This window comes from Rhizobium sp. BK602, assembly GCF_014195095.1.
Taxonomy (GTDB): domain Bacteria; phylum Pseudomonadota; class Alphaproteobacteria; order Rhizobiales; family Rhizobiaceae; genus Rhizobium.
The window spans coordinates 208,996-221,028 of sequence record NZ_JACIBC010000008.1; the positions used below are offsets into that span (position 1 = coordinate 208,996).

A 12,033-nucleotide genomic window follows, 5' to 3' on the forward strand; every position below is an offset into this window, starting at 1 on the left:
ATGAGCGTTCCGCAACAGAGAGTGCCGGTATCGATCCTCACCGGTTTTCTCGGAGCCGGCAAGTCGACGCTTCTGAACCGTCTCCTCAAGGATCCGGAGATGCGGGATGCGGCCGTCATCATCAATGAGTTCGGCGATGTCGGCATCGACCATCTGCTGGTCGAGAGTTCGGGCGATTCCATCGTCGAATTGTCCGATGGCTGCCTTTGCTGCACGGTGCGCGGCGAGCTGGTGGACACGCTGGCCAATCTGATGGATGCCATGCAGACCGGCCGCATCCGGCCGCTGAAGCGCATCGTCATCGAGACGACCGGGCTTGCCGATCCGGCGCCGGTAATGCAATCGATCATGGGCAACCCGATCATCGCGACCAATTTCGACCTGGATGGGGTGATCACCGTCGTCGATGCGGTGAACGGTCCGCAGACGCTCGATAATCATGAAGAGGCGCGCAAGCAGGTGGCGGTCGCCGACCGGCTGATCGTTTCCAAGACCGGCATCGAGGGTGCCGTCGCCGCCGATGTACTGGAGGGCCGGCTGAGGGCGCTCAATCCGCGGGCGCCGATCCTGAATGCCGATGGCGAGGAGGCCGGCCGGGCCGCCATTCTCGTCAATGGCCTTTACGATCCCACGACGAAGATCGCCGATGTCGGCCGCTGGCTGCAGGACGAGCTGAAGGCCGACGATCACGAGCACGACCATGATCATCACGGGCATGACCATGGTCACGATCACCATCACGGCGGTCACGGCCATCATCACCACGGCCACCATCATCATGGTCATCACCAGCACGCCCATAACGTGAACCGCCATAGTGCCTCGATCCGGTCCTTCTCGATCGTCGAGAGCCAGCCGATCGATCCGATGGCGCTGGAAATGTTCCTCGACCTCCTGCGTTCGGCGCATGGCGAGAAGCTCTTGCGCATGAAGGCGATCGTTTCCGTGTCTGATCGGCCGGAGCGTCCGGTGGTGCTGCATGGCGTGCAGAACATCTTCCATCCGCCGGTGCGCCTGCCGGCCTGGCCCGATCCGAACGATCGCCGCACCCGCATGGTGATCATCACCAAGGATCTGCCGGAGGATTTCGTAAAAGGCCTGTTCGACGCGTTCCTCAGCAAGCCCAGCGTCGATACGCCGGACCGCGCCGCGCTGCAGGACAATCCGCTGGCGGTGCCGGGGATGCGGTTTTAGAGATTCTACCTTCTCCCCTCGGGGAGAAGGGGAGTCACCAAGGGCGATTGCATCAAGGCGACATATGCCCCCATCCTCATGGTGAGGCGGGGTCTTGAGCTTGTCGAAGGGCGACCCTCGAACCACGAAGATGGCCCGACGGCAAACCGTCACCGCCTGCGGATCACGAACCGATGGCCGCTATCCGTCTTCTCGCTGGCGAGAAGGGTATGGCCTTTTTCATTGCAGAGATGGGGAATGTCGATGACGGCGAGCGGGTCCGTCGTTTCCACGGTGAGGGTCGCGCCGCTCGGCATGCCGCGCAGGCGCTTTTCCGTCTTGATCGCCGGATAGGGGCACTTCAGTCCGCGCAGATCGTAGATCTCGGCGTCCGGATTATTCACTCTTGGCCCAGAACTTCCAGAAGGGCGGCTTCTTTGCCGCATCGCTCTGCGCGGTTTCGACCGGCGGAGGCGGCGCATAGGCCAGCGCATTGACGGCCGGGTTCATCGGGTTGGGCATCGGAACCGGCACGTTGGTCGGGATATTGGCGGCGACCATGGTTTCGCCCATCTGAGCCGGCTGCTGCTCGGCGGAGAGCGGAGCGGCCGTCGCCATGCGGATGCTTGCCGTCGTCGGATTGGCGATGGTGGCGCCGCGGGCGATCTGCTGGCCAGACTGATTGGCCATCATCGATTCCAGATCGGCGACCTTCATCATCTTGCCGGCGGCGAGCGCCGTGCCTGTGGGCGCATAGGCAAGGTCGTGGCCCTTGCGCTGCTTGGCGACGACGGCCTTGCGCTCGGCTTCGGTCGGGTCGTACCAGGCCATGCCGTCGAATTTCTTCAGCGAGGCGCTATAGTCGGCCTGATATTGCTTGTCATAGGTCGCGAGCGCGGTCTGCAGCGCCGGCGGCGTGGTCATGACCGGGCACTTGCCTCCGGCATTGAACGGGCCGTCCGCCTGCTGGTTGAAGACATATTTCTTCTCGCAGACCTCGACTTCCGGCGGCCGTTTCGTGACCTCGAAATTGTCGTAGCCGACCTTCAGCATCTTCCAGAATTCGATGTTGGAGCTGAGGCGGTGCTTGACCATGTTTTCCGCCGTCATGCGGAACGGATAGGCCTGCAGCTGGATGGTCTTCTGGCCGCCCTTGAAGGCATCGCGCGCGAAGGCGTAGATTTCCAGCACCTGCTGGTCCGTCATCGAATAGCAGCCGGAGGACGAGCAGGCGCCGTGGATCATCAGATTGGCGCCCGAGCGGCCGTTGGCGGCGTCATAGCGGTTCGGAAAGCCGGTGTTGATGGCGAGGTAATATTTCGAATTCGGGTTCAGGTTGGCCGGCGTCAGATTGTAGAAGCCTTCCGGCGCCTGGCGGTCGCCTTCCTTGACCTTTGGGCCGAGACGGCCGGACCAGGCGCAGATATTGTAGCTGGCGATCACCTCGAAGCGGTTGTTCTGGTTCGCCTTGAGGATCTCCATCGTACCTTCTTCCTTGAAGATACGCATCATGATCGGCGAATTGCGGTCCATGCCCTTTTTGGTCATGTCGGCAAGGATGCGGTCGGGGAGCGGCTGCTCGACCTTGTTCTTCACCTTCGAGAGATCGATCGACGCGGTATCGAGCGCGTCGTTGCAGCCGGCGAGAGCCAGCGCCATCAGGGAAACATAGGCAAGGTGACGGATGCGCATTCTGACTTAGCCCATAGATGCGAAGAGCGGCTGCAGGATCTGTTTCGCCGCCCCCTTCGAAACATGAAACGGAATCATAGACGGCTTATACTTGATAATTCCTTACCAGCCTATGACGCGCTCGCGGCGCACCCGCAAGCGTTTCTTTGTCAAGAACGGTTCGATAACAAGAATGTGGCCAAGATTTGGCCTCATTCTCGCTTTGCGGGATCACGATCCTCGACTTTGCGTCAGAGATTGCGACCCATATTGAGGAATTTCTGACGGCGGTCGCTGCGCAATTGTTCGCCCGAACGCTTGGCGAGATCGCCGAGCGCGTTCGAAATCACGTCGCCGGTCGCCGCGATCACGGACTGCGGATCGCGATGCGCGCCGCCGAGCGGCTCGGGAATGATGCCGTCGATGATGCCGAGGCCTTTCAGGTCTTCGGCGGTGATCTTCATGTTGGTGGCGGCTTCCTTGGCGCGGGCGGAATCGCGCCAGAGGATCGAGGCCGCACCTTCGGGCGAAATCACGCTGTAGATCGAATGTTCGAGCATGTAGACGCGGTTGCCGGTGGCGATCGCGATGGCGCCGCCGGAGCCGCCTTCGCCGATGACGACCGAGATGATCGGCACCTTGACGCCGAGACAGGTTTCGGTGGAGCGGGCGATGGCTTCCGCCTGGCCGCGCTCTTCGGCGCCGACGCCGGGATAGGCACCGGCCGTGTCGACGAGCGTGATCACCGGCAGGCCGAAACGATCGGCCATTTCCAGGATGCGGATCGCCTTGCGATAGCCTTCCGGGCGGGCGCTGCCGAAATTATGCTTCAGGCGCGTCTTGGTGTCGTTGCCTTTTTCCTGGCCGAGAACGGCGACGGGCTGACCGCGGAAACGGGCGAAGCCGGCCTGGATGGCGGCATCCTCGGAAAATTTGCGGTCGCCGGCCAGCGGCGTGAATTCGGTAAACAGCGCTGCGGCATAGTCGACGAAATGCGGGCGCTGCGGATGGCGGGCAACCTGCGTCTTTTGCCAGGCATTGAGCTTGGAATAGATTTCGGCCGTCGCCTCGCGAACCCGGATCTCGAGCCGGCCCACCTCGTCCGAAGTGTCGATGCTCTCATCTTCGCTCGCGAGTTTCTTGAGCTCGTGAATCTTGCCTTCGAGGTCCGAGATGGGTTTTTCGAAGTCGAGATAATTGTGCATGAGGTGCGTTTCCGATCCTTTTGCCTATGACGAGAGACGGCCCGTATAAACTATGTGCCGGTCCTAATCCTGTTTTTTGGCCTGTTTGGCAAGGGGGTGATGCGTTTGCACCAGCTGATGGAGGCGTTCTTCCAGCACATGTGTATAGATTTGTGTCGTCGAAATGTCGGAATGACCGAGAAGTTCCTGCACCACGCGCAAATCCGCGCCGTTGGCGAGCAGATGGCTGGCGAAGGCGTGGCGCATGACATGTGGCGAGATCATCGAGGGCGTCAGCCCGGCGCGGATGGCGAGATCCTTCAGGTCGCGCGCGAAGACCTGGCGCGGCAGATAGCCCTGCTTGGCGGCGGCGGGAAAGAGCCAGGGGCTCTCCGGGGCAGGCTGCCGGGCGGCGGCCGCGATCTCGGCCTGCAGCCGGCCGTAGGTCTTCAGCGCCGCGATCGCCGATTGCGACAGCGGCACCAGCCGTTCCTTGTTGCCCTTGCCGCGGACCATCAGGAAGCGTCCTTCCTGGTCCAGCACCTTGGCCGGTAGCGAAATGAGCTCGCTGACGCGCATGCCGGTGGCATAGAGTAGCTCCAGCAGAACCAGCATGCGCAGGCGATGCAACTGGTCGGGACCGTCTGCGGCCGCCTCGCTTTCGGCCTGGGCGAGAAGGCGTGTCACTTCCTCGACACCCATGGTCTTCGGCAGGGCACGGCCCTTCTTCGGCGCGTCGAGAATGCCGGTGGGGTCATCGGTGCGCAAACCCTCGGCATAGAGGAACTTGTAGAACTGGCGCATGGCCGAAAGCCGCCGGGCCTGTGACGACGGCTTGAAGCCCTGTTGCGACAGGCTGGAAAGATAGGCGCCGAGCTCGTCTGAACCCGCTTCGGTCAGGCGCACGCCGCGCTCGGACAGGAAGGAATGAAGATCGTCGAGATCGCGCTCGTAGGATTGCAGCGTGTTGATCGCCGCGCCGCGCTCGGCGCTCATCATTTCCAGGAAGGATTCCACATGGGCGCGGCTCAGATCCCTCGCCATGGCGGCCACACTCATGGCTTTACCGAGCCGGTCGCCGGCGGATTGACGCGCTCCGACGGTATGCGGATCGTCACGTCGCGCGGCTGCGGGTCGACGAAGAGCACCAAAGCCCACATTGCTCCATAGATCGATCCGGCGATCACCGCGCAGATGACGAGGAAGCGAAACAGGGTCGGCATTCGGAAGCTCTCCTCGTCCCAATCATTGGTCCGGTGATATAATCATATCCGCCAAGCGTTAGCTGAAGGATATTGCAGAGATGTTTACGTCTCTCAGTCTTGACGCTACAGGCGCATTTGACGATACCGTTTCCAAACAAATTGTGAATGGGCCGATGAGTGAACAAGTCCTGACCCTTGCAGAAAGCCTCAAAGATAGGGCGCGCGCCGCACTGGGCGCGCGTAATCTTGTCCTCGTCGGGCTGATGGGGGCTGGAAAGTCCTCGATCGGCCGGCTGGTCGCGAGCCAGCTCGGCATTCCCTTCGTCGATACGGATATCGAGATTGAGCGCGTGTCGCGCATGACGATCGCGGAACTGTTTGCCGCCTATGGCGAAGAGGAGTTCCGAGCACTGGAGACGCGGGTGATCAAGCGGCTGCTCAAGGGTGGGCCGCGCGTCGTCTCCACCGGCGGCGGCGCCTTCATCAACGAGCGGACGCGCCAGCAGGTCAAGCGCAGCGGCCTGTCGGTCTGGCTGAAGGCGGACCTCGACGTGCTCTGGGAGCGCGTCGGCAAGCGCGAGACGCGGCCGCTGCTCAAGACCGAGAATCCGAAACAGACCCTCGAAAAGCTCATGACCGTGCGCTATCCGATCTATGCGGAAGCCGATCTCGTGGTTTGGTCGCGCGACGTGAGCAAGGAAATCATGGTCAAGGAAGTCCTCGCGGCCATTGCCGAGGGGAGACAGGAAAGCAAAGTTCCATGAATGCGATCACCCCTTCGTCCGCGGAGCGCCTTGTCCGCGTGCCTCTCGGCGAGCGCGCCTATGATATCCTGATCGGCCCTGGCCTGATCGCGCGGGCGGGCGCGGAAATCGCGACGAGGCTGAAGGGCCGCAGGGCTGCCGTCATCACCGATGAAAACGTCGCGCCGCGCTATCTCGACGCCTTGACGGCAAGCCTGGAGGCGGCGGGCATCCAGTCGTCCAGCCTGGTGCTGCCGGCCGGCGAGAAGACCAAGAGCTTCGAGCATCTGATCGAGGTCTGTGATGCGGTGCTGACCGCGCGCGTCGAGCGCAACGATGCCGTCATCGCGCTCGGCGGCGGCGTCATCGGCGATCTCACCGGCTTTGCGGCGGGCATCGTGCGCCGCGGCGTCCGCTTCGTGCAGGTGCCGACCTCGCTTTTGTCGCAGGTCGATTCCTCCGTCGGCGGCAAGACCGGCATCAACACCCGCCACGGCAAGAACCTCGTCGGCGTCTTTCATCAGCCGGATCTGGTGCTTGCCGACAGCGACGTGCTGAACACGCTGAGTGAGCGCGAATTCCGCGCCGGCTATGCCGAGGTCGCCAAATACGGCCTGATCGACAAGCCGGATTTCTTCGCCTGGCTGGAGAGCAACTGGAAGGATGTGTTTTCCGGCGGGCCGGCGCGCATCGAGGCGATCGCCGCGAGCTGCCAGGCGAAATCCGATGTCGTCGTCGCGGACGAGCGCGAAAACGGCCCGCGGGCGCTGCTCAATCTCGGCCATACGTTCGGCCATGCCCTGGAGGCGGCCACCGCCTATGACAGCCGGCGGCTGGTGCATGGCGAGGGTGTTTCGATCGGCATGGTGCTGGCGCATGAGTTTTCCGCCCGCCTCAACCTGGCGAGCCCCGACGACGCCAAGCGGGTCGAGACGCATCTGAAGACCGTCGGCCTGCCGACACGGATGGGCGATATTCCGGGCGAATTGCCGCCGGCCGAGGTGCTGATGGATGCGATCGCGCAGGACAAGAAGGTCAAGAGCGGCAAGCTCACCTTCATCCTTACCCATGGCATCGGCCAGTCCTTTGTCGCCGACGACGTACCGTCTTCCGAAGTGCTGAGCTTCCTTAAGGAAAAGCATCCGTGATGACCGTCGAGGGCACGCTGGCGATTTTGTGGGAATATTGGCCCGAGATCGTCTCGATCGTCGCTCTCGTGCTGTTGTCGGCGTTTTTCTCCGGGTCGGAAACGGCGCTCACGGCCGCCTCGCGCAGCCGCATCCACACGCTGGAGGTCAATGGCGACGAGCGGGCGGGGATCGTGCGCACGCTGATCGAGCGCCGCGACCGGCTGATCGGCGCGCTGCTGATCGGCAACAATCTCGCCAACATCCTGTCCTCGTCGCTGGCCACCAGCCTGTTTCTCGGCCTCTTCGGCAATTCCGGCGTGGCGCTGGCGACCTTGGCCATGACCGTCATTCTCGTCATCTTCGCGGAAGTGCTGCCGAAGAGCTGGGCGATCTCCGCGCCGGACCGCTTCGCGCTTAACGTTGCGGGCACGGTGCGCCTCTTCGTTGCCGTGGTCGGTCCGATATCGAGCTTCGTCAATGCCATCGTCCGGCAGATCCTCGGGGTCTTCGGCATCAATCTCTCCAAGGAGGTTTCGATGCTGTCGGCGCATGAGGAATTGCGCGGCGCCGTCGATCTGCTGCATCGCGAGGGGTCGGTGGTCAAGGCCGATCGCGATCGTCTCGGCGGCGTGCTCGATCTCGGCGAACTCGAGCTCTCCGACATCATGGTCCACCGCACGGCGATGCGCGCCATCAATGCCGACGATCCGCCCGAGGTCGTGGTTCGCGCCATTCTCGACAGCCCCTATACGCGCATGCCGCTCTGGCGCGGCACCATCGACAACATCATCGGCGTCGTGCATGCCAAGGATCTGCTCAGGGCGCTCGCCGAGCCGAATGTCGAGCCGGAGAACCTGGATATCGTCAAGATCGCCCAGAAGCCCTGGTTCGTGCCCGACAGCACCAATCTCGAGGATCAGCTCAACGCCTTCCTGCGCCGCAAGCAGCATTTCGCCGTCGTCGTCGACGAATATGGCGAGGTGCAGGGCATCGTGACGCTGGAGGACATTCTGGAGGAGATCGTCGGCGATATCGCCGACGAGCACGATCTCGATATCCAGGGTGTGCGCCAGGAGTCGGACGGCTCGATCGTCGTCGACGGCGTCGTGCCGATCCGTGATCTCAACCGCGCTCTCGACTGGCATCTGCCGGACGAGGAGGCGACGACGATCGCAGGTCTCGTCATCCACGAATCGATGACCATCCCCGAAGAGCGCCAGGCCTTCACCTTCTACGGCAAGCGCTTCATCGTCATGAAGCGGGAAAAGAACCGCATCACCAAGCTCCGCATCCGCCCCGCCGAGACGGAAGAGGCGAAGCCGGAATAAAGTGCGACAACTCAGATCGATCCTGATAGCGAAGAATGTAAGTCCCGACCGAGGTCTCGCATCTCGTTTGTATATCTATGCTTATGCGTAATGAATAAGTATGTAGTCTATAGCTATACAAATCGTATTATATTGTTTATCTATAGGTGAATAAAAACTGTCGGCGGCGAGCCAATGAGCATTAAGAAAACGGTTGCGAAACAATATGTTCGGTTGGTCGACGGAGCTGTTGATCGCCTTTCGAACGACGTGCCGCCGGAGGGCTGGATCAGCACCCTGAGAAAGGCATTGGGAATGTCCGTGTCGCAGCTTGCCGATCGATTGGCGGTAAGCCGTGGTGCGATTTATCAAGCGGAGCGGAATGAGCGTTCGAAGACAATTTCCATAGGGCAGATGGAAAAACTCGCGGAGGCGATGGGCGGGCGCTTTATCTATGGCATCGTCCTGAATGGACCCGTCGAAGACGCGATCCTGGATCAGGCGCGGCTAAAGGCGCGATCGATGGTTCGGCGGACAAATGCCCATATGGCTTTGGAGAAACAAGCGCTGCCGCCGAATATTCTCGATGAGGAGACCGAGAGTCTGGCAAGAGAGCTTGCGGAAAAAAGAGCATCGGATCTTTGGGCGGTCGATTGATGTTTCAGGAGCCTCAAGGAGCGACGCCGCTCGACGCCGACGACATCGAGGGATTGAAATTTAAGCATATCACCACTCGCCTTCAACTCGATGAACTCGAAAGCGCCAATGTTATGGCCGGACTTCGTTGGATTGGGAGGCGGCGAACAGGAGATATCCTGACGGACGAATTTGTCCGGTTGCTGCACAAGAGGTTATTCGGCGATGTGTGGAGATGGGCCGGAACCTATCGCCTGACCGAGAAAAATATTGGTATCGATCCTTTCCAGATTTCCGTCCAGGTTCGCAATCTTCTTGGAGACGCGCGTCACTGGGCGAAGCACTCAATTTTTCCGCCGAAGGAAGCGGCCGCCCGCTTTCATCACAGGATGGTGCAAATACATCCATTTCCAAACGGTAACGGCCGCCATGCGCGAATAGCTGCAGATATTTTCCTTCAGGATTATTTCGGACACCCCTGGATCGAGTGGGCGAGCGGTACGAATCTGCAGGCTGACAACGAGCGACGAAACTCTTATATCCTCGCTCTTCGAGCGGCCGATGCTGGCAATATGGTTCCGCTCTTCGATTTTGTCGGAGCATAGTGCGCATTGGTGCCGGACCTAGCTGAGCTATTTGCCGCCGGCGACAACAAGATCACCACCGTACCGCCTCTCCGGGCGCCGCCGGTTCCACGGCCAGCGCATGCAGCCCGGCATCCAGTTCCGGCTTCAGCAGGTCGTTGATCGCCCGGTGGCGGGCAAGGCGGGGCATGCCGGCGAACTTGGCGGAGACGATGCGAATTCTTATATGAGTCTCGCCCGTCCCGGTCATGTCGGGCTGGTGGCCGGCGTGCAGGTGGCTTTCGTTGATGACCGCAAGACGCTCGGGCGCGAAGGCGTCCGTGAGCTTCTTTTCAATGCGGGATTGCAGTGTCGTTTCCATGTTCCCGCCCATATTCCCGCAATGTCCTGGTTCGCGAAAAAGGTTCCCACAAAGCCTATAACATTCCCATTTGTCAATTCTTGTTGTGGGGTCTTCAAGGCCCCATAATTAGGGCGTCATGAGACTTGATTCAAAATATTTCGATCGCATTCGAACCCGCCGCAAGCGCGCGCAGGAGCCCGAACAGGGTCCGCCGACGTGCCAATGGGACGGCTGCGACAAGCACGGCACGCATCGCGCCCCAGTCGGGCGCAATGCGGAAGGGCAGTTCTTTCTGTTCTGCTTCGAGCACGTCAAGGAATACAACAAGGGCTACAATTATTTCTCCGGCCTTTCGGACGGCGAGATCGCGCGCTACCAGAAGGAGGCGATCACCGGCCATCGCCCGACCTGGACCGTCGGCGTCAACAAGGCGGCGAAGAACAGCCCCTTGCAATCGGAAATCCGCTCCGGCGCCTATACGCGCGTTCGCGATCCCTTCGGCTTCGTCAGGGATGGCGACGGCCGTGGCAGCGGGCCGCGCTTTCCGCAGCAGCGCAAGCTGAAGACGCTGGAGGCAAAGGCCTTCGATACGATGGGTCTCGGCGCGAACGCGACCTCGGCGGAAATCAAGAGCCGCTACAAGGAACTGGTGAAAAAACACCATCCGGACGCCAACGGCGGCGATCGTGGATCGGAAGAGCGTTTCCGCGCGGTCATCCAGGCTTATCAATTATTGAAACAGAACGGTTTTTGTTAATTCCTGTCCTTGCTCTCCGTCTTCAATCAGGTATGGTCCAAATCGGCTGAGGCCGTGGGCAACCGCGGCAGGGTGCGCTTTTGGCTGGCTGCACCTCGGCCGACTTTCCGGGCGCGGCGTTTCTTGTCCGGGACTCTGTTCAAGAATGCTCGCAAGCGGTCATTTCATCGCGCCGAGGTTTCGCTTCAGTCCCGGAGAAGTATCGCCGATGTTCCGACCAGACGGATGCGGGCAATAAACTGCGGCGTCATGATACAAATGGCTGAGATTGATATGGCTGGGTGACAGTCACCCGCCTTGGAGACATGATGAGCAAGATCGACCTTGATATTTCCGAGATTCCCGACACCACCGTTTCGGTCCGTGACGTCTTCGGTATCGATTCCGACATTCGCGTTCCCGCCTACAGCAAGGGCAGCGCCTATGTGCCGGATCTCGATGCCGACTACCTGTTCGACCGCGAGACGACGCTCGCCATTCTCGCCGGTTTCGCCCATAACCGCCGCGTGATGATCTCCGGCTACCACGGCACCGGCAAGTCCTCGCATATCGAGCAGGTCGCCGCCCGCCTCAACTGGCCCTGCGTGCGTATCAACCTCGACAGCCATGTCAGCCGTATCGATCTCGTCGGCAAGGACGCGATCGTCGTCAAGGACGGGCTGCAGGTCACCGAATTCAAGGATGGCATCCTGCCCTGGGCCTACCAGCACAATGTCGCGCTCGTCTTCGACGAATACGACGCCGGCCGCCCGGATGTGATGTTCGTCATCCAGCGCGTGCTGGAATCCTCCGGCCGCCTGACCCTGCTCGACCAGAGCCGCGTCATCCGTCCTCACCCGGCCTTCCGCCTGTTCGCGACCGCCAACACCATCGGCCTCGGTGACACGACCGGCCTCTATCACGGCACGCAGCAGATCAACCAGGCGCAGATGGACCGCTGGTCGATCGTCACGACGCTGAACTACCTGCCGCACGAGAACGAGGTCAACATCGTGCTCGCGAAGGTGAAATCCTTCCGCACGGAGAAGGGCCGCGACACCGTGTCCAAGATGGTCCGCGTCGCCGATCTCACCCGCGCCGCCTTCATGAACGGCGATCTTTCGACCGTCATGAGCCCGCGTACCGTCATCACCTGGGCTGAGAATGCCGAGATCTTCGGCGATGTTGCCTTCGCCTTCCGTGTCACCTTCCTCAACAAGTGCGACGAGCTGGAGCGGCCGCTGGTCGCCGAGCACTATCAGCGCGCTTTCGGCGTCGAGCTGAAGGAAAGTGCCGCCAATATCGTGCTCGAAGCCTAAGG

At 61.2% G+C, this 12,033-nt stretch carries 14 protein-coding genes; 8 read left to right on the top strand and 6 right to left on the bottom strand.

Going from position 1 to position 12,033, the window contains the following annotated elements; genetic code table 11:
- The gene (locus tag FHX11_RS24410) at window positions 1–1,194 is read left to right on the top strand and encodes a GTP-binding protein (protein WP_184362157.1); all 1,194 of its coding nucleotides are present in this window, start codon (window positions 1–3) and stop codon (window positions 1,192–1,194) included.
- A gap of 149 nt (window positions 1,195–1,343) precedes the next feature.
- On the opposite strand, the gene FHX11_RS24415 is transcribed toward FHX11_RS24410, so the two are convergent.
- The 5 genes from FHX11_RS24415 to FHX11_RS24435 form a co-directional block, all read right to left on the bottom strand.
- Complete coding sequence (locus FHX11_RS24415) at window positions 1,344–1,577, bottom strand: sulfurtransferase TusA family protein (protein ID WP_184362160.1); 234 nt, start codon at window positions 1,575–1,577, stop codon at window positions 1,344–1,346.
- Window positions 1,570–2,865, bottom strand: coding sequence for a murein L,D-transpeptidase family protein (locus FHX11_RS24420; protein WP_184362163.1), 1,296 nt, complete (start codon window positions 2,863–2,865; stop codon window positions 1,570–1,572). Before FHX11_RS24420 ends, FHX11_RS24415 begins: the two co-directional genes overlap by 8 nt.
- Before the next feature lie 230 nt (window positions 2,866–3,095).
- Complete coding sequence (locus tag FHX11_RS24425; RefSeq protein ID WP_184362166.1) at window positions 3,096–4,049, bottom strand: acetyl-CoA carboxylase carboxyltransferase subunit alpha; 954 nt, start codon at window positions 4,047–4,049, stop codon at window positions 3,096–3,098.
- A gap of 63 nt (window positions 4,050–4,112) precedes the next feature.
- Complete coding sequence (gene xerD, locus FHX11_RS24430) at window positions 4,113–5,072, bottom strand: site-specific tyrosine recombinase XerD (protein ID WP_184362393.1); 960 nt, start codon at window positions 5,070–5,072, stop codon at window positions 4,113–4,115.
- Window positions 5,073–5,083: 11 nt separating this feature from the next.
- The gene (locus FHX11_RS24435; RefSeq protein WP_184362168.1) at window positions 5,084–5,251 is read right to left on the bottom strand and encodes a hypothetical protein; all 168 of its coding nucleotides are present in this window, start codon (window positions 5,249–5,251) and stop codon (window positions 5,084–5,086) included.
- Window positions 5,252–5,406: 155 nt separating this feature from the next.
- Between FHX11_RS24435 and FHX11_RS24440 the strand changes: the two genes are divergently transcribed.
- From FHX11_RS24440 to FHX11_RS24460, 5 genes are all read left to right on the top strand, one after another.
- A complete protein-coding gene (locus FHX11_RS24440) occupies window positions 5,407–5,997 on the top strand; it encodes a shikimate kinase (RefSeq protein WP_184362171.1) in 591 nt (196 codons plus the stop codon).
- Window positions 5,994–7,124, top strand: coding sequence for a 3-dehydroquinate synthase (gene aroB / locus FHX11_RS24445; protein WP_184362174.1), 1,131 nt, complete (start codon window positions 5,994–5,996; stop codon window positions 7,122–7,124). The genes FHX11_RS24440 and aroB overlap by 4 nt, the downstream gene beginning before the upstream one ends.
- Window positions 7,124–8,434 carry an HlyC/CorC family transporter gene (locus FHX11_RS24450; RefSeq protein ID WP_184362396.1) on the top strand — a complete coding sequence of 437 codons (1,311 nt, stop codon included), beginning with the start codon at window positions 7,124–7,126 and terminating at the stop codon, window positions 8,432–8,434. The genes aroB and FHX11_RS24450 overlap by 1 nt, the downstream gene beginning before the upstream one ends.
- 174 nt (window positions 8,435–8,608) lie before the next feature.
- Window positions 8,609–9,070, top strand: a complete 462-nt coding sequence (locus FHX11_RS24455) for a helix-turn-helix domain-containing protein (RefSeq protein WP_184362177.1) — start codon at window positions 8,609–8,611, stop codon at window positions 9,068–9,070.
- The gene (locus tag FHX11_RS24460; protein ID WP_184362180.1) at window positions 9,070–9,654 is read left to right on the top strand and encodes a mobile mystery protein B; all 585 of its coding nucleotides are present in this window, start codon (window positions 9,070–9,072) and stop codon (window positions 9,652–9,654) included. Before FHX11_RS24455 ends, FHX11_RS24460 begins: the two co-directional genes overlap by 1 nt.
- A gap of 52 nt (window positions 9,655–9,706) precedes the next feature.
- Here FHX11_RS24460 and FHX11_RS24465 read toward each other — a convergent pair whose 3' ends face one another.
- Complete coding sequence (locus FHX11_RS24465) at window positions 9,707–9,994, bottom strand: BolA family protein (protein ID WP_184362183.1); 288 nt, start codon at window positions 9,992–9,994, stop codon at window positions 9,707–9,709.
- 118 nt (window positions 9,995–10,112) lie between these two features.
- On the opposite strand from FHX11_RS24465, the gene FHX11_RS24470 reads away from it, so the two are divergent.
- The gene (locus FHX11_RS24470; protein ID WP_184362186.1) at window positions 10,113–10,733 is read left to right on the top strand and encodes a J domain-containing protein; all 621 of its coding nucleotides are present in this window, start codon (window positions 10,113–10,115) and stop codon (window positions 10,731–10,733) included.
- Between the two features lie 308 nt (window positions 10,734–11,041).
- Window positions 11,042–12,031, top strand: a complete 990-nt coding sequence (cobS, locus tag FHX11_RS24475; RefSeq protein ID WP_184362189.1) for a cobaltochelatase subunit CobS — start codon at window positions 11,042–11,044, stop codon at window positions 12,029–12,031.
- Window positions 12,032–12,033: the final 2 nt, after the last annotated feature.

What these genes read in the sequence shown, in the direction of transcription:
- FHX11_RS24410 (WP_184362157.1), top strand. Translation starts at nt 1, where the DNA reads ATGAGCGTTCCGCAACAGAGAGTGCCGGTATCGATCCTCACCGGTTTT.
- FHX11_RS24420 (WP_184362163.1), bottom strand. Translation starts at nt 2,865, where the DNA reads ATGCGCATCCGTCACCTTGCCTATGTTTCCCTGATGGCGCTGGCTCTC.
- FHX11_RS24425 (WP_184362166.1), bottom strand. Translation starts at nt 4,049, where the DNA reads ATGCACAATTATCTCGACTTCGAAAAACCCATCTCGGACCTCGAAGGC.
- xerD (WP_184362393.1), bottom strand. Translation starts at nt 5,072, where the DNA reads ATGGCGAGGGATCTGAGCCGCGCCCATGTGGAATCCTTCCTGGAAATG.
- FHX11_RS24435 (WP_184362168.1), bottom strand. Translation starts at nt 5,251, where the DNA reads ATGCCGACCCTGTTTCGCTTCCTCGTCATCTGCGCGGTGATCGCCGGA.
- FHX11_RS24440 (WP_184362171.1), top strand. Translation starts at nt 5,407, where the DNA reads ATGAGTGAACAAGTCCTGACCCTTGCAGAAAGCCTCAAAGATAGGGCG.
- aroB (WP_184362174.1), top strand. Translation starts at nt 5,994, where the DNA reads ATGAATGCGATCACCCCTTCGTCCGCGGAGCGCCTTGTCCGCGTGCCT.
- FHX11_RS24450 (WP_184362396.1), top strand. Translation starts at nt 7,124, where the DNA reads ATGACCGTCGAGGGCACGCTGGCGATTTTGTGGGAATATTGGCCCGAG.
- FHX11_RS24455 (WP_184362177.1), top strand. Translation starts at nt 8,609, where the DNA reads ATGAGCATTAAGAAAACGGTTGCGAAACAATATGTTCGGTTGGTCGAC.
- FHX11_RS24460 (WP_184362180.1), top strand. Translation starts at nt 9,070, where the DNA reads ATGTTTCAGGAGCCTCAAGGAGCGACGCCGCTCGACGCCGACGACATC.
- FHX11_RS24465 (WP_184362183.1), bottom strand. Translation starts at nt 9,994, where the DNA reads ATGGAAACGACACTGCAATCCCGCATTGAAAAGAAGCTCACGGACGCC.
- FHX11_RS24470 (WP_184362186.1), top strand. Translation starts at nt 10,113, where the DNA reads ATGAGACTTGATTCAAAATATTTCGATCGCATTCGAACCCGCCGCAAG.
- cobS (WP_184362189.1), top strand. Translation starts at nt 11,042, where the DNA reads ATGAGCAAGATCGACCTTGATATTTCCGAGATTCCCGACACCACCGTT.